Origin of the sequence: Stenotrophomonas sp. G4 (genome assembly GCF_003428825.1) — a bacterium.
Classification (GTDB): domain Bacteria; phylum Pseudomonadota; class Gammaproteobacteria; order Xanthomonadales; family Xanthomonadaceae; genus Stenotrophomonas; species Stenotrophomonas indicatrix.
This window is the reverse complement of sequence record NZ_CP031741.1, coordinates 3,501,911-3,527,649: the sequence shown is the minus strand read 5'-3', so window position 1 is coordinate 3,527,649 and position 25,739 is coordinate 3,501,911. Positions and strand designations below refer to the sequence as shown.

Annotated in this window: 24 protein-coding genes; 11 read left to right on the top strand and 13 right to left on the bottom strand. The window is 64.2% G+C overall.

Annotated features, from left to right (window positions below; translation table 11 throughout):
* The first annotated feature begins 160 nt into the window (after positions 1 to 160).
* From D0Y85_RS16210 to D0Y85_RS16190, 5 genes are all read left to right on the top strand, one after another.
* Complete coding sequence (locus tag D0Y85_RS16210) at positions 161 to 637, top strand: hypothetical protein (protein WP_117311253.1); 477 nt, start codon at positions 161 to 163, stop codon at positions 635 to 637.
* An 89-nt stretch (positions 638 to 726) separates the two neighbouring features.
* Complete coding sequence (locus D0Y85_RS16205; RefSeq protein ID WP_117311252.1) at positions 727 to 1,200, top strand: hypothetical protein; 474 nt, start codon at positions 727 to 729, stop codon at positions 1,198 to 1,200.
* Between the two features lie 8 nt (positions 1,201 to 1,208).
* The gene (locus tag D0Y85_RS16200; protein WP_025874286.1) at positions 1,209 to 1,886 is read left to right on the top strand and encodes a response regulator transcription factor; all 678 of its coding nucleotides are present in this window, start codon (positions 1,209 to 1,211) and stop codon (positions 1,884 to 1,886) included.
* Complete coding sequence (locus tag D0Y85_RS16195) at positions 1,849 to 3,219, top strand: HAMP domain-containing sensor histidine kinase (RefSeq protein ID WP_032975180.1); 1,371 nt, start codon at positions 1,849 to 1,851, stop codon at positions 3,217 to 3,219. Before D0Y85_RS16200 ends, D0Y85_RS16195 begins: the two co-directional genes overlap by 38 nt.
* 513 nt (positions 3,220 to 3,732) lie before the next feature.
* Positions 3,733 to 4,119, top strand: coding sequence for a hypothetical protein (locus tag D0Y85_RS16190; protein WP_117311251.1), 387 nt, complete (start codon positions 3,733 to 3,735; stop codon positions 4,117 to 4,119).
* A 52-nt stretch (positions 4,120 to 4,171) separates the two neighbouring features.
* Here the strand turns inward: D0Y85_RS16190 and coaE are convergent, their stop codons facing one another.
* Genes coaE through D0Y85_RS16175 form a run of 3 tightly spaced genes read right to left on the bottom strand, consistent with a single transcriptional unit; the run spans position 4,172 to position 6,926 of the window.
* Positions 4,172 to 4,783, bottom strand: coding sequence for a dephospho-CoA kinase (gene coaE / locus D0Y85_RS16185; protein WP_117311250.1), 612 nt, complete (start codon positions 4,781 to 4,783; stop codon positions 4,172 to 4,174).
* 11 nt (positions 4,784 to 4,794) lie between these two features.
* Positions 4,795 to 5,658 (bottom strand): A24 family peptidase, encoded by an 864-nt coding sequence (locus tag D0Y85_RS16180; RefSeq protein ID WP_025874291.1) that lies wholly within the window; start codon positions 5,656 to 5,658, stop codon positions 4,795 to 4,797.
* An 8-nt stretch (positions 5,659 to 5,666) separates the two neighbouring features.
* On the bottom strand, positions 5,667 to 6,926 hold the full coding sequence (locus D0Y85_RS16175; protein ID WP_117311249.1) for a type II secretion system F family protein: 1,260 nt from the start codon (positions 6,924 to 6,926) through the stop codon (positions 5,667 to 5,669).
* 348 nt (positions 6,927 to 7,274) lie between these two features.
* Here D0Y85_RS16175 and D0Y85_RS16170 point away from each other — a divergent pair, with 348 nt between their 5' ends.
* The 3 genes from D0Y85_RS16170 (at position 7,275) to pilB (ending at position 10,207) form a co-directional block, all read left to right on the top strand.
* Positions 7,275 to 7,718, top strand: coding sequence for a pilin (locus D0Y85_RS16170; protein WP_117311246.1), 444 nt, complete (start codon positions 7,275 to 7,277; stop codon positions 7,716 to 7,718).
* Positions 7,719 to 7,847: 129 nt separating this feature from the next.
* The gene (locus tag D0Y85_RS16165; RefSeq protein WP_117311244.1) at positions 7,848 to 8,258 is read left to right on the top strand and encodes a pilin; all 411 of its coding nucleotides are present in this window, start codon (positions 7,848 to 7,850) and stop codon (positions 8,256 to 8,258) included.
* 221 nt (positions 8,259 to 8,479) lie between these two features.
* Positions 8,480 to 10,207 carry a type IV-A pilus assembly ATPase PilB gene (pilB, locus tag D0Y85_RS16160; protein WP_117311242.1) on the top strand — a complete coding sequence of 576 codons (1,728 nt, stop codon included), beginning with the start codon at positions 8,480 to 8,482 and terminating at the stop codon, positions 10,205 to 10,207.
* Between the two features lie 197 nt (positions 10,208 to 10,404).
* Here pilB and D0Y85_RS16155 read toward each other — a convergent pair whose 3' ends face one another.
* Complete coding sequence (locus D0Y85_RS16155; protein WP_117311240.1) at positions 10,405 to 11,778, bottom strand: sigma-54 dependent transcriptional regulator; 1,374 nt, start codon at positions 11,776 to 11,778, stop codon at positions 10,405 to 10,407.
* A 54-nt stretch (positions 11,779 to 11,832) separates the two neighbouring features.
* Positions 11,833 to 13,446: an ATP-binding protein gene (locus D0Y85_RS16150; RefSeq protein ID WP_117311237.1), complete on the bottom strand. Its 1,614-nt coding sequence runs from the start codon at positions 13,444 to 13,446 to the stop codon at positions 11,833 to 11,835.
* A gap of 376 nt (positions 13,447 to 13,822) precedes the next feature.
* Here D0Y85_RS16150 and sucC point away from each other — a divergent pair, with 376 nt between their 5' ends.
* Both sucC and sucD read left to right on the top strand, forming a co-directional pair.
* Positions 13,823 to 14,992 (top strand): ADP-forming succinate--CoA ligase subunit beta, encoded by a 1,170-nt coding sequence (gene sucC, locus D0Y85_RS16145; protein WP_025874298.1) that lies wholly within the window; start codon positions 13,823 to 13,825, stop codon positions 14,990 to 14,992.
* 21 nt (positions 14,993 to 15,013) lie between these two features.
* Complete coding sequence (gene sucD / locus D0Y85_RS16140) at positions 15,014 to 15,889, top strand: succinate--CoA ligase subunit alpha (RefSeq protein WP_017356169.1); 876 nt, start codon at positions 15,014 to 15,016, stop codon at positions 15,887 to 15,889.
* Between the two features lie 101 nt (positions 15,890 to 15,990).
* Here sucD and D0Y85_RS16135 read toward each other — a convergent pair whose 3' ends face one another.
* From D0Y85_RS16135 to D0Y85_RS20640, 6 genes are all read right to left on the bottom strand, one after another.
* Positions 15,991 to 17,748 (bottom strand): ABC transporter transmembrane domain-containing protein, encoded by a 1,758-nt coding sequence (locus D0Y85_RS16135; RefSeq protein ID WP_117311235.1) that lies wholly within the window; start codon positions 17,746 to 17,748, stop codon positions 15,991 to 15,993.
* A gap of 51 nt (positions 17,749 to 17,799) precedes the next feature.
* Positions 17,800 to 18,069 (bottom strand): hypothetical protein, encoded by a 270-nt coding sequence (locus tag D0Y85_RS20645; RefSeq protein ID WP_049447475.1) that lies wholly within the window; start codon positions 18,067 to 18,069, stop codon positions 17,800 to 17,802.
* A gap of 318 nt (positions 18,070 to 18,387) precedes the next feature.
* Positions 18,388 to 19,404 (bottom strand): TraB/GumN family protein, encoded by a 1,017-nt coding sequence (locus D0Y85_RS16125; protein ID WP_117311231.1) that lies wholly within the window; start codon positions 19,402 to 19,404, stop codon positions 18,388 to 18,390.
* Positions 19,398 to 20,411 (bottom strand): hypothetical protein, encoded by a 1,014-nt coding sequence (locus D0Y85_RS16120; RefSeq protein ID WP_117311229.1) that lies wholly within the window; start codon positions 20,409 to 20,411, stop codon positions 19,398 to 19,400. The genes D0Y85_RS16125 and D0Y85_RS16120 overlap by 7 nt, the downstream gene beginning before the upstream one ends.
* Entirely contained in the window at positions 20,405 to 21,079 is a 675-nt protein-coding gene (locus D0Y85_RS16115; protein WP_117311226.1) for a hypothetical protein, read from the bottom strand. The genes D0Y85_RS16120 and D0Y85_RS16115 overlap by 7 nt, the downstream gene beginning before the upstream one ends.
* A gap of 58 nt (positions 21,080 to 21,137) precedes the next feature.
* Positions 21,138 to 21,323 (bottom strand): hypothetical protein, encoded by a 186-nt coding sequence (locus D0Y85_RS20640; RefSeq protein ID WP_146268079.1) that lies wholly within the window; start codon positions 21,321 to 21,323, stop codon positions 21,138 to 21,140.
* A 346-nt stretch (positions 21,324 to 21,669) separates the two neighbouring features.
* On the opposite strand from D0Y85_RS20640, the gene D0Y85_RS16110 reads away from it, so the two are divergent.
* A complete protein-coding gene (locus D0Y85_RS16110) occupies positions 21,670 to 23,304 on the top strand; it encodes an NAD+ synthase (RefSeq protein ID WP_093818794.1) in 1,635 nt (544 codons plus the stop codon).
* A 105-nt stretch (positions 23,305 to 23,409) separates the two neighbouring features.
* On the opposite strand, the gene D0Y85_RS16105 is transcribed toward D0Y85_RS16110, so the two are convergent.
* Entirely contained in the window at positions 23,410 to 24,609 is a 1,200-nt protein-coding gene (locus D0Y85_RS16105; RefSeq protein ID WP_117311224.1) for a lipase family protein, read from the bottom strand.
* 153 nt (positions 24,610 to 24,762) lie between these two features.
* Positions 24,763 to 25,647 carry an outer membrane protein assembly factor BamD gene (locus tag D0Y85_RS16100; RefSeq protein WP_089236594.1) on the bottom strand — a complete coding sequence of 295 codons (885 nt, stop codon included), beginning with the start codon at positions 25,645 to 25,647 and terminating at the stop codon, positions 24,763 to 24,765.
* Positions 25,648 to 25,739 lie beyond the last annotated feature (92 nt).

The window sequence follows — 25,739 nt, the reverse complement described above, 5'->3', positions numbered from 1 at the left end:
GCCTCTCAGCAGGATCGGTATCGGGATACAACTTCAGGCCCAGGCGGGTGCACCGCCTGGGTCTTTTTTATGTCCAATGCCCCCTGCCACGGGTCCCTTGTGGGCGCGCGGGGACACTCGTAGAGTTGGGTCTTCGTTCCGAAGGATCGGGAGGTTGGCGATGTACCGCACCACGATGATCGTGCTGTTGCTGTGCCTGCCTGGCGTTGCACTGGCCAAGCAGGAAAAGGCCGCTGTGCAGATGGACCGCCAGACCCCGGTGGCCGAGCAGGTCCGCCAGGTCGAAAGAGCCCTGCAGCAGGGCGACTACAGCGAAATTTCCGCCGAGGACCGCAGTCAGGTCCAGCAGGCATTGGCGCGGATCACCCAGCGGATGGGCGACCGGCAGACCGTCCAGGAGCTGCCACCGCAGGTGCAGAACGAGGTATTCAACGATCAGGAGCGGATCAACAGCATCCTGACGCGCGCCCATGACGACAGCCGCCAGATCTGCTCCTACCAGCGCACCACGGGCAGCAACATGCCCAAGAGCCGCTGCCTGACCGTCGCCGAACGGCGCCGCATCGAAGAGAAGGGCAAGGCCCTGCTCAACGACCAGCGCACCTACAGCAACTTGAACCCGGACTCCAAGCTTTAGGGCCACCTGCACCCTGCCGGCCAGCACTTGCTGGCAGAGCGGGCATCCGCATACAGTCGGCGTTCACCTCAGACAGGGATTCGTTTGTCATGAAGCATCCAGTGATATCAGTGGTTCTGGTTTCGGCGTTGGCCCTGGTCGCTGCCTCGGCAGGGGCCAAGAGTGCCGAAGAGGTATTCCTGCCGGGCAAGCCGCTGCTGCAGCAGGTAGAGCGCATCGAGATCGAGCTCAACGATGGCGAAACCTATTCCGAGCTGCGTCAGGAAGAGCGCGGCAAGGTCCGCGAGACCCTGGTTCGGATCCGCGCCGCCGCCGAGCAGTACCCGACCAAGGACGCGATGCCTGAATCGGTACGAACCGAGGTCTTCAACGATCAGCAGGTCGTGAACACCGTTTTGACACGGGCGCGTGAAGATAGTCGTCTAATATGCCGACGTGAGAAGGCCATTGGTTCCAACATGTCGTCCACGCAGTGCTTGACCGTCGCCGAGCGTGCTCGGCAGAAGGACAAGGCGCAGCGCGACATGGGCCAGGCCCAGCGCGTCGGTAAATTCGTCAATTAGAGGTGACAGTGAGAATCCTGGTAATCGAAGACAACAGCGACATTGCGGCCAATCTGGGCGACTACCTGGAGGACCGGGGCCACACCGTGGACTTCGCTGCCGACGGAGTGACCGGGTTGCATCTGGCTGTCGTGCACGAGTTCGACGCGATTGTCCTGGACCTCAACCTGCCCGGCATGGACGGCATCGAAGTCTGCCGCAAGCTTCGCAATGAAGCGCGCAAGCAGACTCCGGTGCTGATGCTGACCGCGCGCGATTCGCTGGACAACAAGCTGGCCGGCTTCGATTCCGGTGCTGACGACTACCTGATCAAGCCGTTCGCGCTGCAGGAAGTGGAAGTGCGTCTGAACGCCCTGTCGCGTCGCGGCAAGGGCGTGCAGACCCGCGTGCTGGAAACCGGTGACCTGGAATACAACCTGGACACGCTGGAAGTGCGCCGCCAGGGCAAGCTGCTGCAGCTCAACCCGACCGCATTGAAGATCCTGCAGGCGCTGATGGAAGCGGCCCCGGCCGTGGTCACCCGGCAGGAGCTGGAAACCCGTGTCTGGGGCGAAGAGTTGCCGGACTCCGATTCGCTGCGCGTGCACATCCATGGCCTGCGCGCCGTGGTGGACAAGCCCTTTGAAGTGCCGATGATCCAGACCCGCCATGGCATCGGATACCGCATCGCTACGCCGGAAGCCTGATTCTGTGGCAAGCAAGGGGGAACGCCGGCGCACGCCTTATCGGCGGCGCCTGCGCAGTCGCATCATCGTTTCGTTCGTGTTGTTGGGCTTCTGTCTGACGACACTGTTCGCGTTCGCCACCAACTGGGCCCGCATGCGGGTGGAAAACCAGCTGGTGGAAGACGTGATGAACCGCAACATCAGCGAGTACGTGCGGCGTTATTACGAAAGCCCGGACCGCAACCCCGACCTGCCGGTGCAGCAGATGCGCGCGCGCCTGATCAAGCCGGACAAGTTCGAAGCCCTGCGCGAGGAGGAGCCGGACTGGTACGAGTTCAAGGACGGCCTGTACAACATGGGCGGTGTGGACGAGCGCGGCGAGCGCTATTCCTACAAGCTGGCCGTGCGCAAGACTCCCGATGCCTGGGCGTTCCTGGCCTACGACATGACCGACAGCGTTCGCGGTGGGCAGCAGCTCAACCGCGCGCTGTTCCTGTCGGTGCTGGTATTCAGCCTGCTGTCGCTGGTTCTGGGCTGGTGGTCGGCCTCCAAGGTGATGAAGCCGGTCTCGGATCTGGCTGCACGCCTGCGTGCGTACCGTGGCGGTACCAGTGAGCCCGAGCCGTTGGCACCGCGCTTCCCGGATGACGAAGTGGGGCAGCTGGCACAGGCGCTGGATGACTATTCCTCGCGGCTGACCGAAGTGGTGCAGCGCGACCGTGAGTTCAATGCCGATGTGAGCCACGAGCTGCGAACGCCGTTGGCGGTGATCCGTGGCGCCACCGAGCTTCTGCTGACCCGCCCGGGCCTGGACGAGAAGGTATTGCAGCGCCTGCAGCGCATCCAGCGTGCCGAACAACAGTGCAGCGATCTGATCGGCGCGCTGCTGCTGCTGTCGCGCAATGAACGCGGGCAGGGCAGCAGCAATGTGGCCCGGGTGGCCGAACAGCTGCTGGATGCGCACCGCGCCCAGTTGGGTGGCAAGCCGCTGGAGCTGCACCTGGATGGTGAACGCGATCTGGTCATCGATGCCCCCGAAGCGGCGCTGTCGGTGGCGCTGGGCAACCTGATCGGCAATGCGGTGAAGTATTCGCAGGATGGCGAGGTGCGCGTGCATGTGGGTGCCAACGCCGTGTCGGTGACCGACAGCGGGCCGGGCCTGAGCGAGGAAGATGCCGCCAAGCTGTTCCAGCGCGGCTACCGCGGTACCCATGCCGGTCACTCGCAGGGCGGCGGCATTGGCCTGTCGATCGTCAGCCGCCTGTGCGATCTGTACGGCTGGCAGGTGAGCGTGCGCCCGGGCGGCGCCCGTGGCGTGATCGCCACGTTGACGTTCTCGCCGAAGCCGCTGTAACCCATTCTGGCTGCTGCTTTGGTGGGTGCCGACCTTGGTCGGCACAAATCCTCCCGTTGCCAAAAATCTCCCGCTCGGCGCGAAATGTCGCATGCAACGCCAATGCAGCTTCCGCGAAGGTGCGGCGTATCTGGTCCAGTACGACACCTGCGTGATGCACTCCGCGCCCTGCGCGTGTCACACCGCACGATTCCGCAGACGGTTGGCCCACATGGCGTTTTCGCCTCATGACCGCAATGCATGCAGCTGGCGAGATGGCACGGTCGGGGTCATCGCCCCGGCCGGGATTGGCGTCCCGAATAAACCCGACAATTCAACAGCTCCTGATGCGCTCAGGCCATCATGGAAAATGCACCGCATGCTCTTGCTTCGGCGGGCGGTGCGTGGGGATTCACCAGAATCCGCTGGAGTCTTTTTCCTTGCTGTTGAATTGTTGGGTCTCCGGTACGCCAACCCGCACCGTCCGCCACCCCGCATTCGTGGGTGGCCTTGCCGTCTGCGAGGAGCATTGCCATGTCTGCACGCACCACCTATCCGAACCTGCGCCGCCTGGTCGGCGAATCCGCCGATCAGTTGTCGGCCGACATTGCCGAACGCATCGAAGACGTACTGTCCGAACCCAGTGACCTGCTGCCCGCGCTGATGGCACGCATGGATGGCCGCGACAATGCCGATGGCCAGACCCGGCAGGGCACCGGTCTCACGCCCTCGCAGGTGGTAACCCTGGCCAGCCTCAGCCGTACCCTGGCCGGTCTCAATGCGCTGATCCAGATGCTGCACGCCGCCGAAGCGGCACGGGTGCAGGGCAGTGCAGGCCAGCAGTTGCCGCCGGACGTGGTGGAAGGTCTGTTGCTCGCCACCCGTGAGCTCGCCCGCTACGCCCGCCAGCAGCTGGAGTAGATCCACGCCATGCGTGGGTGCGCGTTCGCGCGGTACCGATGGACCTGCAGGATTACCCTGCCGCCAACACCAGGTACCGCGCGTGCAACCGCTCGACCTGCGCCTGCAGCTCATCCGGGTGCCCATCATTGACCACCACGTCATCGGCCAGCGCCAGGCGCTGTGCGCGGGTGGCCTGGGCGGCGATCATCTGGTCGGCCAGCGCGGCGTCGATGCCGTCGCGCTGCATCAGCCGGGCGTGCTGCACGGCTTCCGGGGCATCCACCAGCAGCACTCGGTCCAGCCAGGGATAGGCCTGGCGGCCGCCCACTTCGGTCAACAACGGGATTGCCGCCAGCGCATAGGGGCTGGCGGCCTGCGCGCACTGCTGCTGCATCAGCCGGCGGATGGCCGGGTGGGTGATCGCTTCCAGCGCAGTCCGCTCGGCCGGGTCGGCAAAGATGTGGGCACGCAGGCGCGCCCGGTCCAGGGCGCCATCGGCGAGCAGCATGTCTGCACCGAAGCGCTCTGCAATCAAGGCGAGGGCAGGGCTGCCCACCGCCACCACGGCGCGCGCGGCCAGGTCGGCGTCGGCCACGACAATTCCCAGCGCCTCGAAGCGCCGGGTCACCTCACTCTTGCCCGAGGCGATGCCGCCGGTCAGGCCCACCACATACTGGCTCATGGGGACTCCCCTCAGCGCAGCCCGCTCATCACCAGATACTGGTTCAACAGCGGCTCGCCCCACATGAAGAACAGCCAGCCGGCCAGTGCCAGATAGGGGCCGAACGGGATCGGCGTCGCCCGGTCACGGCCACGGCTGTACAGCCAGATCGAACCGATGAGGGCGCCCAGCACCGACGACATCAGGATGATCGGCAGGATGCCCTTCATCCCGCACCAGGCCCCCAGCGCGGCCAGCAGCTTGAAGTCGCCGTGGCCCATGCCTTCCTTGCCGGTCAGCTGCTTGAACAACCACCACACCGACCACAGCGACAGGTAGCCCAGCAGAGCCCCCAGCAGGGCAGGCTTGGCCGGCATGTACAGGTTGTCGATGCTGCCGATCAACCCGAGCCACATCAGCGGCAGGGTCAATTGGTCCGGTAGTAGCTGGGTGCGCAGGTCGATGCCGGACAGGGCGATCAGGAAGCAGGTCAGCACGATGGCGCCAAAGCCCTGCCAGCCGAAGCCGAACTGCCACACGCAGGCCAGCACCATCACCGCGGTCAGCGCCTCCACCAGCGGGTACTGGATGGAGATGGGCGCCTTGCAGTGGCGGCACTTGCCGCCCTGGATCATCCAGCTGAACAGCGGGATGTTCTCGTACCAGGCCAGCTTGTGCTTGCAGTGCGGGCAGTGCGACGGCTCAACGACGATGCCCGGCGGGGGCGGCTCGTAGAAGTCCGGCTCCTCCAGCACCTCGCGCGCATCGCGCTTCCACTGCCACTCCAGCCGCTTGGGCAGGCGCAGGATGACGACGTTCAGGAAGCTGCCCAGAAGCAGTCCCAGGCCGGCCGCAGCGGGATAGCCAAGGCCGGGATGCTGGTCGAGAAATGCCATTGTTACCTTTAGCCGACGACGGCGCCGAGTTTGAAGATGGGCAGGTACATGCCGATGACCATACCGCCTACGACTACGCCGATGAAGACCATGATCATCGGTTCGAGCAGGCTGCTCAGGGCATCCACTGCATTGTTGACTTCCTGCTCATAGTACTCGGCTACCTTGAACAGCATGGTATCCAGCGCGCCGGCCTCTTCGCCGATGCCGGTCATCTGGATGACCATGTGCGGGAACAGGGCGGTTTGTTTCATCGCCATGTTGACCGGGTAGCCCACCGATACGTCATCGCGCATGCGCAGCACGGCTTCCTCGTAGACCTTGTTGCCGGTGGCGCCGGCCACGATGCCGAGGGCTTCCACAAGGGGGACGCCGGCCTTGAAGGTCACCGCCGTGGTGCGGGCAAAGCGGGCGATCGCACTGTTGTTCATGATCTGTCCGATCACCGGGACCTTCAGGATCAGACGATCCATGGTGTGCTGCATCTTCAGTGATCGCTTGTAGGCCATGACGAAGCCCACACCGGTGCCACACATGACAATGGCAATTAACCACCACCACGACACCATGAACCGGGATAGGTTGACGATCAGTTGGGTAAAGGCCGGCAGTTCCGCGCCGAAACTTTTGAACACGTCTTCGAACTGCGGCACGACAAAGATCAGCAGGATGGCGCTTACCAGCAGGGCCACCACCACCACCATCGCCGGGTAGAACAGGGCCTTCTTGATCTTGCCCTTCAGGCCTTCGATGTTTTCCTTGTAGGTGGCCACTGTGTCCAGCACAGTTTCCAGCACACCGGCACCTTCACCGGCGCGCACGAGGTTGCGGTAGAGCTCATCGAACTGCACCGGGTGCTTGCTGACCGCCTCGTACAGGGAGGAACCGCCCTCGATATCGGTGCGGATGCCTTCCACCATCTTCTTCATGCGCGGGTTCTTGTGCCCGCTGCCAATGATCTCCAGCGCCGAGACGATCGGCACGCCGGACTTCATCATGGTGGCCATCTGTCGGCTGAAGAACGCGATGTCCTTTGGGCTGACCGCTTTGCCGGCCTGGCCGAACAGCGGTTTCGGCTTGGGCTTGACCTGACCAGGGTTGATCCCCTGCCGGCGAAGCTCGGCGCGTACCAAATTGGCATTCTTAGCCAACTGCTCGCCCTTCATCTTCACGCCACGCTTGTCGGTCCCCTGCCAGACAAACGGCTGCAACTCCATGGTGGCACGCGCCACTGGCTCTTTCTTGATCGCACTGCGACTGACAGACATGTTGGCTCCCCGGCCCGCCATCCCCAGACGGGCATCTGCCGATGGTAGCGGGTTCATCGCCGACTTGGCAGATCCGGGACGGGCCGGAATGCGAATTCGTGCCGGCGGCCGGCCAAAGGTGACGCACTGCGTCACATTGCCGTGTCCGTCGCAGAATGATGACTGGGGGGTTCACATCGTAGAAATTGCTGCCATCATGGGCCCGGGGAAATCCAGGGGGAGGCGTGCCGGGGTTGGCACGCAACCTGCGTTGATCCACCCGCAGGGTGCAGGACCCGCTCAGCCGGCCGATGGCCGGATCGATCCTGCGCACTGACTCAACCACCACTATCTTGGGGATGTATCACTATGAAGAACCAGAAGGGCTTCACCCTTATCGAACTGATGATCGTTGTCGCGATCATCGCCATTCTGGCTGCCATCGCGCTGCCGGCTTATCAGGACTACACCGTCCGCGCTCGCGTGTCTGAAGGTCTGACCCTGGCTTCGGCCGCCAAGACCATCGTGGCTGAAAACGCCAGCAACGGCTCTGCCACTCTCGGCCAAGGCTACACCTTCGACGCCGCTACTGCTGGCACCAAAAACGTCGATACGATCGCTGTTGATGATGGCAGTGGCGTGATCTCGGTTGCGATGAAGGACAACGCCAAGGCCGTTGCATTTACCCTGACCCCGGAAAGCGGCGGCGCTGCGCTCGTAGCAGGCACCGTGCCGGGTGATGTCATCACTTGGAAGTGCGAAGTGGCTTCCGCCGCGAACAACAAGTATGTGCCGGCCGAGTGCCGCATCTAAATACTTGTGTGTTGTGCGCCGTGTGAGGCGCGTGCGGAATGAAGAAGGGCCCCTAGCCGCAAGGAATGGGGCCTTTCTTTTACATGGCGTATAGGGTGCGTGCCAGAACCGTCCTTAGGGGGAAGGGGAATGATCAAGGGGAAGGGTTTCACGCTGATCGAGCTAATGATCGTCATTGCGATCATGGCGATTCTGGCTGCGATCGCACTGCCGGCCTATCAGGAAAATGTCGTGCGCGCCCGAGTCGCTGAGGGGCTCGTCGGCGCGGGCTCTTTCAAGTCCTTGGTCGCCGAAAATGTGGCCACCGTTGCCGCACTGGATGCGAATGCCTGCAACAATATGGAAGGCATGGGCGGTGCAACCGATAACATTGCTTCGATTGAATGTGAAGGCAGCGGCGTGCTGAAGGTCACCACGACCGATCGTGCTGGCGCCATCGTGCTTCTGTTGACGCCTTCGCTGGGCGATCATGCAACCATCACTTGGGCATGCTCGTTGCAGATCGGAGCACCGCGCCAGGTTCCGGCCGAGTGCCGCTGAGGGCTGTGAGGCCGCAGGGGAGCTGAAGCAGTTTTGCGGCGGTGTGATTCAGCGATGATGGCAATACGTCAACAACACCAGTGAATCAGGCGGTGATCATCGGTGGGTAGCTGAGAGTCTGTGGTACCGTTCGCGCCCTCAGTCACCCGTTCTCATTGTTCAGGCAGCTTGTACGCAGGAGCCACGCACAAGCATTGATCGCTTTGCCGTCTAGGAATCGCATGAACGCACTCACTACTTCTAACCTCGTCGGCATCACCGGCTTGGCCCGCCGCCTGGTCCAGGACGGCGCGCTGGATGAGGCTGCCGCCCGCGATGCCATGGCCAAGGCCACTGCCGCGCGCCAGCCGCTGCCAACCTGGTTCGCGCAGAACAAGGTGGTCGGGGCTTCGCAGCTGGCGGCCGCCAACGCGGTTGAGTTCGGCATGCCGCTGTTCGACGTGTCTACCTTCGACAGCAGCCAGAACGCGATGAGCCTCGTCAGCGAGGAGCTGCTGCGCAAGCACAACGTGTTGCCGCTGTTCAAACGCGGCGGCAAGCTGTTCGTCGGCACCAGCAACCCCACCCATTCTCTGGACGAGATCAAGTTCCACACCAATCTGGTGGTGGAGCCGATCCTGGTCGATGAAGACCAGATCCGTCGCACCCTCGAGCAGTGGCAGTCCAGCCACGACACCATTGGTGATGCCTTGGGCGGCGATGACGAGGGCATGGCGAACCTCGACATCGGCGGTGGCGACGATGAGATGGGCAACACCGACAGTGGCATCGACGCCAAGGGCGACGATACCCCGGTGGTCAAGTTCGTCAACAAGGTGCTGGTCGATGCGATCCGCAAGGGCGCCTCGGACATCCATTTCGAGCCCTACGAAGACGACTACCGCGTGCGTCTGCGCATCGACGGCCTGCTGAAGATGGTCGCGCGCGCGCCGAACAAGCTCAACCAGCGCATCGCCGCGCGCCTGAAGGTGATGGCGCAACTGGATATCGCCGAAAAGCGCGTGCCGCAGGATGGGCGTATCAAGCTCAATCTTTCCAAGACCCGGCAGATCGACTTCCGCGTCAGCACGCTGCCTACGCTGTTCGGTGAGAAGGTGGTGCTGCGTATCCTCGATGGCAGCGCGGCCAAGCTGGGCATCGACAAGCTGGGTTACGAGCCGGACCAGCAGAAGCTGTTCCTGGATGCGATCCACAAGCCGTACGGCATGGTGCTGGTGACCGGTCCGACCGGTTCGGGCAAAACGGTGTCGCTGTATACCGCGCTGGGCATCCTCAACGACGAGACCCGCAACATTTCCACTGCCGAAGATCCGGTGGAAATCCGCCTGCCGGGCGTCAACCAGGTGCAGCAGAACAACAAGCGCGGCATGACCTTTGCTGCAGCGCTGCGCTCGTTCCTGCGACAGGATCCGGACATCATCATGGTCGGCGAAATCCGCGACCTGGAAACGGCGGAGATCGCGATCAAGGCGGCGCAGACCGGTCACATGGTGCTGTCCACGCTGCACACCAACGACGCGCCGCAGACCATCGCGCGCCTGATGAACATGGGTATCGCGCCGTACAACATCACCAGTTCGGTGACGCTGGTGATCGCCCAGCGCCTGGCGCGCCGGCTGTGTTCGAACTGCAAGCGCCCGGCCAATCTACCGGAGCATGCGCTGCTGGCCGAGGGCTTCACCCAGGCGCAGCTGGATGCAGGCATCGAACTGTATGAGGCGGTGGGCTGCGATGAGTGCACCGAGGGTTACAAGGGCCGTACCGGCCTCTACCAGGTGATGCCGATGACCGACGAGATCGCGACCATCGTGCTGGCGGGCGGCAACGCGCTGCAGATTGCCGAGGCCGCGCAGGCGATCGGTGTGAATGACCTGCGGCAGTCGGCGTTGAAGAAGGCGGCTGCGGGTGTGACCAGCCTGGCCGAGATCAACCGCGTCACCAAGGATTGATGCCATAGATCCACGCCATACGTGGATGGGGTAACCAGTAGATCCACGCCATGCGTGGATACGCGGTGCACGAGATTGCCGGCCAGCGGCCGGCACTACCATTTCGACGCAGAACGGCCGGTTGATCCACGCCATGCGTGGATGGCGCGGGGGCGCAACGCCAACCAAGGTTGGCATCTACCAGGGCCGTTCGGCCCTTATTCCATCCCCAGCTTCTTCAGCTTGTAGCGCAGCGCACGGAAGGTGATGCCCAGCTGCGCGGCAGTGCGGGTCTTGTTCCAGCGGTTTTCCTCCAGCGCGCGCTGGATGGCGCTGCGCTCAAGCTGTTCGATATACGAGGGCAGGGCGGCACTGCCCGGATGCAGATCCACCACCGCTTCAGCGTGGGCGGCGCTGCCCGGTGAGCGCGGCGCATGCTGCGGCAGGCGCAGGTCGTCGGCACCGATACGGTCTTCCTCGGCCAGCGCCAGCGCACGTTCCAGGATGTTCTCCAGCTCGCGCACGTTGCCGGGGAAGCCGTACTGGGCCAACGCGTCCAGCGCCGACGGCGCCAGCAGCGGGGTGGCGCGGCCGTGGCTGCGGGCCAGCCGCGACAGGATCGACGCGGCCAGTGCGGGCAGGTCCTGGCGACGCTCGCGCAGCGGTGGTACGCGCAGTTCGATGACGTTGATGCGGTAGTAGAGGTCGTGGCGGAAACGCCCGTCTTCGACCAGCTCGGCCAGATCCTTGTGGGTGGCCGAGAGGATGCGCACGTCCACCGGTTCTTCGCTGGGGGCGCCGACGGCGCGCACCGATTTTTCCTGGATCGCACGCAGCAGCTTCACCTGCATCTGCAGCGGCAGCTCGGCCACTTCATCCAGGAACAGGGTGCCGCCGTGTGCGGCCTGGAACAGTCCCGGCTTGTCGGCATGGGCGCCGGTGAAGCTGCCCTTGCGATGGCCGAAGAACTCGCTCTCCATCAACTCGGTGGGAATGGCGCCACAGTTGACCGGCACGAACGGCCCAGCGGCGCGTGCACCCTGGGCGTGGATGGTGCGTGCAACCAGTTCCTTGCCCACCCCGGATTCGCCCAGGATGTAGACCGGCGCCTGGCTGCGCGCAACCTTGCCGATGGTGGCGCGCAGCACGTCCATCGCCGGCGATTCGCCCAGCAGGCGTGCGGCCTGTTCGGCGGCGGGGCCGGCAACGGGGCGTTCGCTGTTGTTGAGTTCCAGCGCATGCTTGACCAGGCCGCGCAGCACGGTGATGTCCACCGGCTTGCTGACGAAATCGAAAGCACCGGCTTTCAGTGCTTCCACGGCCAGGTCCATGCTGCCGAAGGCGGTGATCATCGCCACCGGCGTGCGCGGGTAGTGCTGGGCGATCTCGCTGACCAGTTCGATGCCGTTGCCGTCGGGCAGGCGCATGTCGGTGATGCACAGGTCATAGGGATTGCTGGCCAGCAGTTCGCGGGCTTCGGCGAGGTTGGCGGCGGTGCTGATGCGCAGGCCCATGCGGCCGAGGGTCAACACCAGCAGTTCGCGGATATCGCGTTCGTCGTCGACGACGAGGGCGCTGCGGGTTTCGTTCATGGGTGGGAAAGATAGCCGAGGGTGTGGAAGGCGACAAATGTTTGACGCACGGAATCAGCGCGGAAGCAGGGTGTGCGGCCCGGGCAGTACCAGGCGGAAGCAGGAGCCGCCGGCGGGGACGGGGATGTAGTCCAGCCGCGCCTGGTTGGCCCGGCACAGCTCGCGGGCGATATACAGGCCCAGGCCGGTGCCGTGCTCGGAGGTGGTGAAGAAGGGGCGGAACAGCTGCGCGGCGACGGTCTCCGGGATGCCCGGGCCACGGTCCATCACGTCGATCACCGCACTGCGCTCGTGCTGCGCCACGCGCAGCCGCACGCGCGCGGGCTGCTCGCCGATGCGGCCGTACTTGAGGGCGTTGTGCACAAGCACGGTCAGCACCTGGTACAGGTGGCGCGGGTCGACCTGGGCCGGTACCGAGGTGTCGTTGATGATCGGTTCGATGCTGTCGGTTTCCAGCGTCTGCCCCTGCTTGTACTCCAGCACGAAGCGACGCACGAAGGCGGCCAGGTCGACGTTCTCCGGGTTGGCGCGTTCGCGCCGGGCCAGGCCCAGCACGCTTTCAACGATGCCGTTGGTGCGCTGGCACTGCTGGTGGATGATCTGCAGCAGGCGGCGGTCGCTTTCGTTGAAGCCGGTGCCTTCCTCCAGCAGCTGCACGGCGTAGTTGATGGCCGCCAGCGGGTTGCGGATCTCGTGCGCGAGGCTGGCCGAGAAGCGCCCCATCGCCGACAGGGTGAGCGATTCGGCGCGGCGCGAGACCACGCTGGAGTCGTCAAGGAACACCAGCACCAGGTCGCTGCCGGCCAGCAGGCGGGCGAAGCGTGGCTGCACTTCCGGCTGGTCGGGGTTGAGCTGCAGCGGCATTTCATCCTGTGCCCAGCCGTTGCGCCAGCGTTGCAGGCGCCGGGCAAGTTCGGGGGCGACACTGGCCAGGTCGAGGCGGCCCGAATCACTGTTGCCGTCGCGGTCGCCCAGCAGGACCGAGGCAGCTTCGTTGGCCAGGGTGATGCGGTTGTCGGCGTCCACCACCACCACGCCGGTACGCATGCGGCGGATGATCAGTTCGTTGATCTGGAACAGGTTGGCCACTTCGTCGCCACGCTGGTTGGCCAGCTGCTGGTTGCGGCGTGCACGGTTGCCGACCTGGTAGCTGATGAAGGCCAGGGCCAGGTAGCTGGTGGTGAACATCGCCAGTTCGGCCAGGGTGCGGGTGGGGTCGCCGCCTTCCAGTACCTTCCACAGGTATTCGGCGGCGGTGGCGACGCTGGCGGCCAGCGCCAGCACCAGGCCCCAGCTGAGCGGTAGCAGGGTGGCGGCGGCGGCGATGTTGAACAGCAGCGACATCGAGATGCCGGCGCTGGCGCCCGGCAGGGCGTGCGCCAGCAGGCTGGCGGCGACGATGTCCAGCAGCACGCCGCCAACCACGATCGGCCGCAGCCAGCGTTCGTTGCGGCCGATTGCCAGCCACAACAAGGACAGCAGCAGATAGGCGGCGCCGACCGTATAGGCCAGGCGTGGGTGGTGGGCTTCGCCGACCATGGCCGACAACGGGCTGTACAGCAGGGCGGCGATGACCGAGGCGATCAGCACCCGGTACAGGGCGAAGAAATACAGCTCGCGCCGCGGTATCGATTCGATGCGGTCGATCAATGAAGCACTGGGTGACACGCCGGAACTCCCCTTCTGGCTGCCTGGAACTGGGTCATGACGGCGCTGGGCCGAACCTGCCCGACGTCCCCCGATCGTCGGACCTGCTCGCTGCCCGGTTGCCGGCACCGTGGGTCGAATCTACGGGGCCAGTATAGGGCGCCTGTGCCGGGCTGGGCTGCGCAATCGGCCCGGGCGGGGGGGCAGTGCCTGATCCAGGCCGTGCCGCAACTGCCTGAATGACCATGGAAATCTGGCCGGTTCGGGCCTTTTGTCCATACGTCTTTGCGCCCCGGCGCCGGCTCGGCCACAATAGTGGGCCCGCCGCGGTCCATGCCGGCGCCCCGCCGGGGCCCTGAGGAATTGCGTGCGGTCGTTCCTATTCCCACGGTGACGCATGAATTTCCACGAATACCAGTCAAAACAACTGCTTGCCGAGTACGGCATCCCGGTCCCGGCCGGCAAGGTCGCTGCGACCCCGGACGAAGCTGTTGCCGCTGCCAACTCCCTGGGCCAGGGCCCCTGGATGGTCAAGGCGCAGATCCACGCTGGCGGCCGCGGCAAGGCTGGCGGCGTCAAGTTCTGCAAGACCACCGACGACGTGAAGGCCGCTGCGGCCAAGATGCTCGGCACCAAGATGGCCACCTACCAGACCGCTGGCGTTGAACTGCCGGTCAACCTGGTGCTGGTGACCACCGCTGGCGAGATCGTCAAGGAACTGTACCTGTCGGTGCTGGTTGACCGTGGCACCAAGACCATCACCTACATCGCTTCTTCGGAAGGCGGCGTGGAGATCGAGCAGGTCGCCGCTGAAACCCCGGAGCTGATCCACTCGCTGAACGTCGACTTCGTCGAAGGCGTGCAGGGTTACCACGGTCGTGATTTCGGCTTCAAGCTGGGCCTGACCGCCAAGCAGGCCGGCCAGTTCGCCAACATCATGGTGAACCTGTACCGCCTGTTCAACGAAAAGGACCTGGCGCTGGTTGAAATCAACCCGCTGGCCATCCTGGACGACGGCAACCTGTACGCGCTGGACGGCAAGTTCGACAGCGACGACAACGCCGCGTTCCGCCAGAAGGCCCTGGTCGCCATGCGCGACAAGACCCAGGAAGATCCGACCGAAGTGATCGCTTCGGAGCTGGACATCAACTACGTCACCATGGACGGCAACATCGGCTGCATGGTCAACGGCGCAGGCCTGGCCATGGCCACCATGGACGTCATCAAGCTCAACGGCGGCGAGCCGGCGAACTTCCTGGACGTGGGCGGCGGCGCCAACAAGCAGCGCGTCATCGAAGCGTTCAAGCTGATCCTGTCCTCGGACAAGGTCGAAGGCATCTTCGTCAACATCTTCGGCGGCATCGTCCGCTGCGACATGATTGCCGAAGGCATCATCGCCGCCGTGAAGGAAGTGGGCGTCAAGGTTCCGGTCGTGGTGCGCCTGGAAGGCACCAACGTGGAAGAAGGCAAGCAGCTGCTGCGTGACAGCGGCATGGCCATCATCCCGGCCGACAACATCAACGACGGTGCCAAGAAGGTCGTCGAAGCTGTCAAGAACGCCGCCTGATCCGACACCGAAGGAAATCCAATGTCAGTTTTGATCAACAAGAACACCAAGGTGATCGTGCAGGGCTTCACCGGCCAGCAGGGCACCTTCCACGCCACTCAGATGATCGAGTACGGCACCCAGGTTGTTGGCGGCGTGACCCCGGGCAAGGGTGGCACCACCCATATCGACCTGCCGGTCTTCAACACCGTTGCCGACGCCGTGCAGAGCACCGGCGCCAACGCTTCGGTCATCTACGTGCCGCCGCCGTACGCGGCTGACGCGATCCTGGAAGCCGCTGCTGCCGGCATCAAGGTCATCGTCTGCATCACCGAAGGCATCCCGGTGCTGGACATGCTGCGCGTCAAGAACGTGCTGACCCGTTCGCATCCGGACACCGTGCTGATCGGGCCGAACTGCCCGGGCGTCATCACCCCGGGTGAGTGCAAGATCGGCATCATGCCGGGCCACATCCACAAGCCGGGCAAGATCGGCATCGTGTCGCGTTCGGGCACCCTGACCTATGAAGCGGTCAAGCAGACCACCGAAGTCGGCCTGGGCCAGTCCACCTGCATCGGCATCGGTGGTGACCCGATCAACGGCCTGAACTTCGTCGACTGCCTGAAGCTGTTCAACGAAGACCCGCAGACCGAAGGCATCATCATGGTCGGCGAAATCGGCGGCGACGCTGAAGAAGCCGGTGCCGAGTACATCAAGAACCACGTGAAGAAGCCGGTCGTCGGTTTCATCGCGGGTGCTTCGGCTCCGGCCGGCAAGCGCATGGGCCACGCCGGTGCGATCGCATCGGGCGGCAAGGGCACTGCCGAAGGCAAGTTTGCTGCCATGGAAGCTGCTGGCGTCGTCACCGTGCGTTCGCCGGGCGACCTGGGCGCTGCCATCGCCAAGCTGGTCAAATAAGGCCGCTTGTGTAGAGTCGAGCCATGCTCGACTTGCTTCAAACAGAAAGGCCGCCTCCGGGCGGCCTTTCCTGTTCTGCGGGTGGTCCACTACGGTGGACATTATCCGACCGTGGCCTGCATCTGCGGCCTGATCAGGTCGCGGTATCGAGCGCTGCGGATCAGTAGTTCTTCGTGCGACCCGGTGGCGGCGACCGCACCTTCATCGATGAGTACGATTCGATCGGCGGCAAGAATGGTCTGCAACCGGTGTGCGACGATGAGCGTGGTCGGACCCGTGCCCGTTCCGAAAACATGGTCATGTACCGCCTGTTCGGCGTGCGAATCGAGCGCCGATGTCGGCTCGTCGAGCAGCAGGATATCGGCTCGCTTCAACAGTGCGCGCGCAATGGCTACCCGTTGCTGCTGGCCGCCTGACAATCGGGCCCCGCGTTCGCCCAAGGGCTCATCGTAACCTGCGGGCAACTCATTGATGAAAGCATCTGCGCCTGAAGACACTGCTGCGTTCCTGACATCCTCGTCGGTAGCGTCGAGCTTGCCGTATCGGATGTTCTCAAGCACGGATCGGCCGAAAATTGCCGGCGCCTGCGAGATCGTGCCGATAGCGTTGCGGATGCTTGCAGGCTGGAACGTGGAGATATCGTGGCCGTCGATGAAGATGGCGCCGGCGCGCACGGGATGCAGGCGCAGAAGCAGCGACAGCAGCGTACTCTTGCCCGCGCCGGATGCGCCCACGATGGCGACCTTTTCCCCCTTCGCAATGTCCAGGTTCAAGCGTCGCAGAACGGGCCTGTCGGGCGCAGCGGCATACCAGAAATCGACATTCTCGAATCGGATGCATCCCTGCAGAGCCTGCACCAGCCTGGTTTCCTGCGCCTCATGGTGTGGCAGGTCACCAAATGCGGTGATGCGATCAGTCGCTCCGGCGGAGCGCTGCAGCGCCCCCCATGTGTCCAGGAGCGCGGCGGCGGCCATGCCGCACATCACGGCGTACATGGCGAACTGTCCCAGCTGGCCCGCCGAGAGCGTCCGGTCCATGACCTTGTGGGTGCCTGTCCATAACACAGCGGTGATGCCCAGCAGCATCACGATCAATGACGATGCCGTCAGTACAGACTGCCAGGTCGTGCGCCGACGAGCGCCGCTGACGCTGGCATCGAGCGTCGCCGCATGCCGCTCTGTCTCGAAGGGTTCGCGGGCGAAATCTTTCACCGCCCTGATATGGCCCAGCGCTTCCGCCGCAACGACGCGCGATTGTGCAAGCAGATCATTGTAGTCGCGCGCGCTGGCCCGCAGGTGCTTGGAGCCCGCGGCGATGGGAGCCGATGCAAACGGGATGGCGGCGATCGTCAGCAGTGCCAGGCCAGGGTCGGTAATGAACAACATGGTGACCGCACCGGCCAGCATGATTCCGCTGCGTATCGCCACAGAGAAGCTGACCCCGATGGCTATCCGCAGGTGCTCGATATCGGAGGTCAATCGTGAAAGCAGTTCCGTTGAAGGCTGCTGCTGATGGAATTCCAGCGGCTGGACGAGCAATCGTGAGAACAGCTGCCCCCGCAGGTCATTGGTTACTTCATCAGCGAGGCGATTGATGAAGTAGACCCGCATTGCCGTGGCCACGCCGATCGCCACTGAGATCAAGGCAAGTGTCAGGAAGATGTTGTCGATCTTCTCCAGGCTGTTCAGGTCCAGGCCGCGGTTGCCCCGTGCGGCGATGGGAACGGCGAGGGCGAACGTGGTTGCAACCACGATGCTGGTCAATGCACCCGCCAGAAGTGGCAGGTGGTTGCGCGAAAGACTCGCCAGCAGCCGGAGGGTGCGTGCCACCGGCATGGCCTTCTCGAGGGCTTTATTCACACCCTTCGCTCCTGTCAGTTCCAGTTGCTGGACGAAGCACCATGGCGATGGCTAGTTCATGCACTTGCGCTGCTCCATCGTCCTGATGATGGCCTCGGCACTGCCGGGGTTTGATGCAAGCGCCTGCCGCAGTTCTGCGCACGCCATCCTCCGCCCCATGCGTGCATACCTTCCCATCCATGAGTTGTCTTCGACGCTCACCTGCAATGTGGGCTCGCGCGCCGGAAAGGCGGCCTGGGTCGGTCTTGTCAGGGAGGGGCGCTTGAACGAGATATCATCTGGACGAATGGCAAGGTCGAGCGGTGCGGGGGCAACAGCCATCGCAGGTCCATGTACTTCATCGACCACGTCCAGCGTGGGCCTGCGGGGCGCCGCAGGTGCAACAGGCAGCGCCGGGCCAGCAGTCCTGCCGGGCCCTCCCAATGCCCGGGGCATGGCAGCGGGAACAGGCGCCCGCGCGAGAGGGCGCTCGATGAACACGAGCGATGCCCTCGTTTCATCATCCCCGACGTTCCCAGGTGTCTTGCCGGCGACCTGGCACAGCAGGATCAGCAAGGCCAGTTGCGCTGCCGATGCCAGGAAAAGCGCCGCTAGTCGTTCCACTCGAGGCGACATCGGTCGGTCACTGTGGGAGGGCGTTCAAGGTGACTCGACCTCGTATCCGCGCTGGCGCAGCGCATTGATGTATCCGTCGTTGCCGGACAGGTCGGCGATGGGAAGCACCGCGAGCGTCGTCGTGTTGGTCTGCAGTGCATTGTCTGCGGCCGCAAGCCATTTCTCCCTTACGACCGTGCGGATGTCGGGCATGCCAAAAGCACGGGCTGCGGGCGCGTTGCTGAGCGAGTCCGTGCATAGTGCATCCCGTTTCGAGGTCAGGGATACGTCGATCCGGGCGGTCTCGCCCGTAGACCATGCATTTGCGTTGGTTACCAGGCGATCCATGCCGGATTCGACAAGATCCATGGTTGCCACCATGCAGGCGCTGTCGTCGATCGACGTCGACCTGACTGCCTTGAGCATCTGCGCGGCGTTCTGACGCGAGAGCTTGAGCATATATCGAGGTGTGTGCAGTCCGATGCCGCGCGCCTTCACTTCGGCGACGATGACGGGAGCGACCACCCCCTTGCTGCTCAGCCCACGCTGGGCCATCACCGCCGACATCAGCTCCTCCGCGGCCGCAAGCGGGCGCTTGCCTTCGAGGTTGCTGTGGCCAGCGAGGTACTTGTCGCGCAGATTCTGCCAGCGCGCGTATACATCCGGTGCCAGGACATCTTTGAGTTGCCCATTGTCAGGATTGTTCTGTGCCTTCATGTAGCTGTAGCCAAGCGACAGCTTGCCGAGCCAGCCGGTGTCGACGTCTACGGTGAAGGATGGCTCCCACAGCACGGCCTGAGCCTCGGCAATCACCTCTCGCACCGCTGCCGAATCCCATGTGATCGAGGATGGCACGGGCTTGAGCGTGCCCAGGATCCAGAGTGTGTGCTCGCCACGTGAGACTCTCCAGAGTCCGGGACCCGGTGCAACCCCGGACACCACGACGGTATCAAGGGTGCGCAATGGAGGCTCGGTGGCATCTGCTGCGGCGGCGCAGTTGATGCCCGCCGCGGGAAGCGCCAATGCAATGAGGAGCACAAGACGTGATTTCTGTCTCAGCATGTGGGTGCCGTTGCGTCTCTTCTCAGGTCAATTACTGCGGTAGGGGCGAGCATGTCGGGGTCGCGGGCCAGCAGCCCGGCCACGCGCGCCACATCGGACCTCGGCACCTCGAGGTGAGGGCCGTTCTGGGCGATGTGTTGACGTACGTTCTGCCAGTAGATCAGCTGGTGCTGCATGTAGTGTTCATAGAAAGCGAAGAGCCCGCGCATGACGCGGTAATCGTCTGCAAGCAGACTGCGTTCGGACTGGCCCTGTGCTGCAGGTTCCGGGTCAGCGCACGGCGGTGCGAAAACGCTCCTGAAGCCCAGGCCCGACGTGACGGGGGTGGAGATCATCGGGACGATCAGCGCATCGGTTCTGCGGGACAATGCGGCGGTGCCGAGCATGATGCTCATCGAGCGCTTGCAGAAGTTGATGGGGAATGTGGCGTTCTCGTCCTTGAAAACGTCCGGCAGGATGAAGACGGCTGCGCCTGCCCTCAGTTCACGCATGGCTGTTGCCAGGCCTTTGCGGGTGTCATGGACGAAACCAACACCGTTGTCCTCGTTCCAGAACCAGCCGTTGAGCCTGTCGAAGATTTCGTTGCCTGGATGGGTTTCCGGGTTTCCATAGAACAGGAAGGTTTTCCGCTCGTGCCGTAAACGCTCCGCCAGCATGATGATCGACAGAATGTAGTGGGCATGGTGCGGCACTGCGATCAGAAGCCCGCGCGGCGTGCGTGCCAGTTCATCGAATGCGCTGTAGTCCGTTCGGTCGGCGCGACTGAGCAGGGACAGGAACTCGGTCCGGTTCCCACGCCGCAGAACATTGGCAACGAACAGCTTCTGCAGGTACCAGTAGTAGTATTCGCCAAATCTCGTGTTTCCCGATTCGGCGCAGGCAACACGCAGGTAGTGCTCGTCGTCGTCGGTCAGAGGGGTCTTGATGATCGACTCGATCCAGGCAATCCGCCGATCAAGGCGGCGCAAGGGACGGGCAAGTTGAGTCAACAATTGCGGAATCAGCATGCAAGCCTTCCCTGTCGATCAACGACATCGCCTTCAAGCGTATCGATCGCTTCCATCAAGGCGTCGAGTTCGGCATCGATACTGTCGGGTTGGTACTGTGCCAGCAGTGCGGATCGGAACATCCTGATCTTTCTGCGCGCGTTGTATGTCCTGATCGCCGGCCTGCGCAGTGACTGTTGTTCGCGCAGCAACCATTGATCCCCCAGGCTGCTGCACTGGTGAAGATGGTCGATGATCCCGTGCAGGATCGCGCTGCTGTCGGCAGAACGGGCCTCGATCGTGGAATAGCCCTGTATGCCCCAGAACGACAGTGCGTAGCCGTAGCGTTGATTGAGGATCATTTCGAGCGGCGAAACGTAGATGTCATCGCGCGCGGTCCGAATCAGCAGGGTTGCTTCGTGTGCTGAGACAAGCTGGTCCGAGAAAATGACGAGTGCTGGTCGCTGACCGGACTGCGCCAGCCGCACCATGCCGCTTGCGCTCAACCCAAGGCTGTTCTCGTTGCACACGACGCGTAGGCGCCCTGCATCTGCGAGCTGTCTGCTTCTGGTCAAGACTGCGCGCGTAGATGGCAGGACCAGCGCAAGAGCGTTGGTGCCAGCGTGGTCGCTGCCTGTATAGGCATGGAGGCTCCGCTCGAACTCCTCCGGTGCGTTGAATCCATCCATGGAATGTGCTCTCGATAATGACGAGGGCGAAGGCAACCGCCTTCGCCCTCGATCTGCGTCAGTTGATGCCCGGCTCGATTTCCGGCACGCAGTCATTGCCGTTGCTGCCGCAACAGTCCGAGCAGAACAGTGCTACCGCACCATTCCTAACCACTTCAAATGCGGTGCCAATCGACGTTGCGTCTTCGGCCCTCTGCAGCATCCCAGCTTCAAAGCCTGCGACATCCAATGCCATAGAACTCATCCTGATTCTCCATTCCAATTGGATACAGCGATCAATAGCCGGACCGAGTGAGCCGGCCAATCTGGACACAACGTCCAAATTCCTTTTTTGAACCAGATTGCGCGGTGATCTGAGCCGTCGAAGGTGGTCACCATGAATTTATCGTGAATGGGAGGGTGCTACTAATGAAAGCGAAAATCAATAGCCCCAGGGCGGACATTCGAGGAGGCGATGGCAGGGTCTGGGCGGCAGGGAAACGAGGTCCAGGTCTGCGCGACTCGGGGCAGACCGATCGCATGCATCGGTCCTAACCGGTCCGTGTCCAAAGGCCTAGAATGGTGCAATTGCAACCACAGGCTGGATTCCCATGGCTTCGATCCGCATCGCGATGGCGCAGTTCGACTTCCCGGTCGGCGATGTCGCCGGCAACACCGAGCGCATCATCGAGATGATCGGCCAGGCGCGCGATGAGTACGGCGCCGGGCTGGTGATGTTCCCCGAGCTGGCAGTCAGCGGCTATCCGCCGGAGGACCTGCTGCTGCGCCCGGGCTTCCTGTATGAGTGCGAGCAGGCGATGACCCGCATTGCTGCTGCGTGCCGTGGCATCACCGCCGTGGTCGGTTGGCCGCAGGCGGCCGGTGCGGTGGTCTACAACGCGGCCAGCGTGCTGCGCGATGGCCTGGTGGAGCAGACCTACCGCAAGCGCGAACTGCCCAATTACGCGGTGTTCGACGAGCGCCGCTACTTCGATGTCGACCCGGACGGTGGCAGCTGCGTGTTCGAGGTCGACGGCATCCCGGTCGGCCTGCTGATCTGCGAGGACCTGTGGTTCGCCGAGCCGCTGGCCGATACGGTGCGTGCCGGCGCGCAGCTGGTGGTGGTGCCCAATGCCTCGCCGTACGAGCGTGGCAAGCATGCCCAGCGTGACGCCGTGCTGGCTGCACGCACCCGCGAAAGCGGCGCGGCCATCGCCTACCTCAACGTGGTGGGCGGCCAGGACGCGCTGGTGTTCGACGGTGCATCGGTGGTGGCCGATGGCGATGGCACGGTGCACCCGGCCGCGGCGGCCTTCGTCGACCAGTGGCTGGTGGTGGACTACGACGGCGCTACCCGCCGCTTCCTGCCGCAGGTATGGATGGACGACGGCGACGAGAGCATGGATGCGCTGGCGTGGCGCGCGGTCACCCGCGGCATCCAGGACTATTGCAGCAAGAACGGTTTCAAGAAGGTGTGGCTGGGTCTGTCCGGTGGCATCGACTCGGCGATCGTGCTGGCCATGGCGGTCGATGCACTGGGCGCGGAGAACGTGACCGCGGTGCGCCTGCCATCGCGCTATACCGCCGGCATGTCCAATGACCTGGCCGCCGAGCAGTGCCAGGCGCTGGGCGTGAAGCTGGAAGCCGTTTCCATCGAGCCGGCGTTCCAGGGCCTGATGCAGGCGCTGGCACCAATGTTCGAGGGCACCACGCCGGATGTGACCGAGGAGAACCTGCAGTCGCGCAGCCGTGGCGTGATCCTGATGGCACTGGCCAACAAGTTCGGTGGCCTGCTGCTGACCACCGGCAACAAGAGCGAGTACGCGGTCGGCTACGCCACCATCTATGGCGACATGTGCGGGGGTTACGCGCCGCTGAAGGACCTGTACAAGACCGAGGTGTTCGGCCTGTCCAAGTGGCGCAACACCGTTGGCGGTGCGCCGGTGATCCCGCCGGCGGTGATCAGCCGCCCGCCCTCGGCCGAACTGCGCGAGAACCAGACCGACCAGGATTCGCTGCCGGCCTACGACGTGCTGGACGGCATCCTGTACCGCTACATCGACCAGGAGCAGTCGCGCACGGAGATCGTCGCTGCAGGCTATGACGCGGCGGTGGTGGATCGTGTGCTGCGGCTGGTGCGGATCAGCGAGTGGAAGCGTCACCAGGCCGCGCCGGGCCCGAAGGTCTCGCGCCGCGCGTTCGGGCGTGAGCGCCGCTACCCGATCAGCAACGGCTACAAGAGCTGAGGACCGCTCGCCGGGCATGGCCCGGCGCTACCAATGTTCGATGGATCCATCGGGGTAGTGCTGGCCGGCAGCCGGGTGTGCCGCCCATCCACGCATGGCGTGGATCTACCGGTCTTCGTTGAGCAGCTGCTCCAGGCCGGCGGTTTCGGCGGCCTCGTCAAATTGGCTGCCCCCCAGCCGCGCACGCACGAATGCCAGGCCATCGGCCGCCGCTGCGTCCAGCGTGCCGCGATGGTCGACCGGGTATCGGCGGAATGCCACGGGTTCACCGCGCAGGGCCAGGCCGACGGCATACAGCAGGGTGGTGAGATAGGGCACGTCGCGGTCCTCGCTGCCGTGGCCCAGCATCAATGGCTGGCTGAAGCCCCGCCGTGGCACGCCCAGATAGTCATGCAGCAGCGCCCAGATGCCCGGCACCGTGGTCAGCGGTGCGCTGAACATTTCTCCCGTGTTCGCCCCTTCCAGGGTGGCCGCAAGCGGGCCCAGGCACTGCTGGCGCGCCAGCGCGACCCGTGCATGGCCTTCGTCGCTGAGTACGCGTGCGATACGCGGCTCCACCTGCAGCAGGCCATCGAGCAGGTAGGCGTGATAGGCATTGAGCGCGCCCGGATTCGGCGTGCGGTTGTCCGGCTTCATCACCAGCGCGGTCAGTTCGACGGCCGTGGGTGTGCCGGTGGTGAAGCTGCCGCGGTACTGCAGCGAGGGCCCATAGGACGGTGCTAGGTGGCCGGCAGTGAGTGCGGCAGCGCCGCCCTGCGAATGGCCCACCGATACCCAGCGCGGTGACAGCGTGGCGTTGCCGAGGAAGTGGCGGCTGGCCTTGATGAGATCGATGGCGTTGCGCGCGGAGGTACGCACGTGCAGGTAGGCGTGGTCACCGGGGCCACCCAGGCCGTGGTAATCGGCGGCGAGAACGGCATGGCCCTGTGCCAGGAACTGGTCGAGGAAGCGGCCATCGCGCTCGGGCTGATAGGGGCCGGATACCGAAGGCGCGCAGTGGTCGGCGATGCCCTGGGTGCCGTGCGCCCAGGACACGACCGGCCAGCCACCTGCCGGCGCAGGCCCGGCGGGCAGGTAGACCAGCCCGGTTGCCTCGGCCAGGCGACCGTGATGATCGGGGGTGCGGTAGGCCAGCTTGTAGGCCTGGGCGGCCTTGGAGGGCACCCAGCTGGCGCGGTAGGGCGCGGCCGAGAGCAGGTCACCCGGCTCGGCCGCCAGCGCGACAAGGGGACTGGCGGCCAGCGCGAGCAGGGCAGTGACCAGCAGGGTCGGGCGCGGTCGGAACCGCAGGGACGATGAGGACATGTGGTGCTCCATGCAGGCCGGGATGACCTTTGCGCCGCATTCTGGGAGCTGTCCTCCGCGCCGACTGCGATGGAAGTCGCAGTGATCGCCGGTTCGTAGCATTCCTAGCGGTGACGCCAGGCAAAAAAAAGGCCCCGTGCGGGGGCCTTTTTCTTACTTCTTTTCCAGTCGCGCGTTGCGCTGGCCGGTGGCGGCGGACTTTTCGCCGGCAAACGGGTTCAGCTTGCGGATCATCCACGGGTACTTCGGCCACTTGCCTTCCAGCCACGGGTGATCCGGCTGGTTCAGCTGCAGGACGCGGCGGGCGTCGTCGGCCAGGGTCTTGTTGCCCAAGTGGGTGTAGGAGTCGGCCAGCACCGCCACGGCGTCGTTCTGGAACGCGCTCTGCGGATAGGTTTCCAACAGGTAGTTGGCGCGCCCGGCGGCCGAGACCCAGGCGCCACGGCGCATGTAATACAGGGCGTTGTCGAGCTCGTGCTGGGCGAATACGTCACGCAGCACCAGCATGCGCTGGCGCGCATCGGCGGCGTAGCGGCTGTTGGGATAGCGGTCGACCACGATGTTGAAGTCTGAATAGGCCTGATGCGGCGTCGACAGATCGCGGCGGCTGGCGTCCAGGGACCATACGCGGCGTAGGAAAACCGTATTGCGGTTGGAGTTGGCCAGGCCGCGCAGGTAATACAGATAGGCGATGTTGCGATGGGTCGGGTAGGTGCGGATGAAGCGGTCGATGCTGGACACCGCGTCATCATGCTTGCCGGCCTTGTACTGGGCATAGGCCGATTCGATCATCGCCTGCTCGGTGTACGGGCCGTAGGGATACTGTGCCACCAGGCGACGGAAGCTGGCTTCGGCGCCGCTCCAGTTGCCGCCTTGCATCAGCTTGTGGCTCTTTTCGTAGAGCTGTTCGACCGGGGTGCCTTCATCAGGGCGGTCGCCCTTGGTGCCGCGGTTGCAGCCTGTGGCGACGATGACCAGCACCAGCAGGAGGGCGGTCAGGCGGACGGGCGCGGAGAGCAGGACGGAGCGTCGGATCATGGGGTCAATGCGGGACGCGGCTGGAATACGAAGGGTCGATGATAGCCTAGTGTCCTGTCCAGCGACTGAAACCGGCTCGCCGGGACCCCAAA

Coding starts and splice junctions, on each gene's coding strand:
- D0Y85_RS16205 (WP_117311252.1), top strand. CDS start 727: ATGAAGCATCCAGTGATATCAGTGGTTCTGGTTTCGGCGTTGGCCCTG.
- D0Y85_RS16100 (WP_089236594.1), bottom strand. CDS start 25,647: ATGATCCGACGCTCCGTCCTGCTCTCCGCGCCCGTCCGCCTGACCGCC.
- D0Y85_RS20645 (WP_049447475.1), bottom strand. CDS start 18,069: ATGGCTGTTGCCCCCGCACCGCTCGACCTTGCCATTCGTCCAGATGAT.
- D0Y85_RS16195 (WP_032975180.1), top strand. CDS start 1,849: ATGGCATCGGATACCGCATCGCTACGCCGGAAGCCTGATTCTGTGGCA.
- D0Y85_RS16190 (WP_117311251.1), top strand. CDS start 3,733: ATGTCTGCACGCACCACCTATCCGAACCTGCGCCGCCTGGTCGGCGAA.
- D0Y85_RS16180 (WP_025874291.1), bottom strand. CDS start 5,658: ATGGCATTTCTCGACCAGCATCCCGGCCTTGGCTATCCCGCTGCGGCC.
- D0Y85_RS16175 (WP_117311249.1), bottom strand. CDS start 6,926: ATGTCTGTCAGTCGCAGTGCGATCAAGAAAGAGCCAGTGGCGCGTGCC.
- D0Y85_RS16210 (WP_117311253.1), top strand. CDS start 161: ATGTACCGCACCACGATGATCGTGCTGTTGCTGTGCCTGCCTGGCGTT.
- sucD (WP_017356169.1), top strand. CDS start 15,014: ATGTCAGTTTTGATCAACAAGAACACCAAGGTGATCGTGCAGGGCTTC.
- D0Y85_RS16170 (WP_117311246.1), top strand. CDS start 7,275: ATGAAGAACCAGAAGGGCTTCACCCTTATCGAACTGATGATCGTTGTC.
- D0Y85_RS16110 (WP_093818794.1), top strand. CDS start 21,670: ATGGCTTCGATCCGCATCGCGATGGCGCAGTTCGACTTCCCGGTCGGC.
- D0Y85_RS20640 (WP_146268079.1), bottom strand. CDS start 21,323: ATGAGTTCTATGGCATTGGATGTCGCAGGCTTTGAAGCTGGGATGCTG.
- D0Y85_RS16120 (WP_117311229.1), bottom strand. CDS start 20,411: ATGCTGATTCCGCAATTGTTGACTCAACTTGCCCGTCCCTTGCGCCGC.
- sucC (WP_025874298.1), top strand. CDS start 13,823: ATGAATTTCCACGAATACCAGTCAAAACAACTGCTTGCCGAGTACGGC.
- D0Y85_RS16115 (WP_117311226.1), bottom strand. CDS start 21,079: ATGGATGGATTCAACGCACCGGAGGAGTTCGAGCGGAGCCTCCATGCC.
- coaE (WP_117311250.1), bottom strand. CDS start 4,783: ATGAGCCAGTATGTGGTGGGCCTGACCGGCGGCATCGCCTCGGGCAAG.
- D0Y85_RS16165 (WP_117311244.1), top strand. CDS start 7,848: ATGATCAAGGGGAAGGGTTTCACGCTGATCGAGCTAATGATCGTCATT.
- D0Y85_RS16155 (WP_117311240.1), bottom strand. CDS start 11,778: ATGAACGAAACCCGCAGCGCCCTCGTCGTCGACGACGAACGCGATATC.
- D0Y85_RS16105 (WP_117311224.1), bottom strand. CDS start 24,609: ATGTCCTCATCGTCCCTGCGGTTCCGACCGCGCCCGACCCTGCTGGTC.
- D0Y85_RS16125 (WP_117311231.1), bottom strand. CDS start 19,404: ATGCTGAGACAGAAATCACGTCTTGTGCTCCTCATTGCATTGGCGCTT.
- pilB (WP_117311242.1), top strand. CDS start 8,480: ATGAACGCACTCACTACTTCTAACCTCGTCGGCATCACCGGCTTGGCC.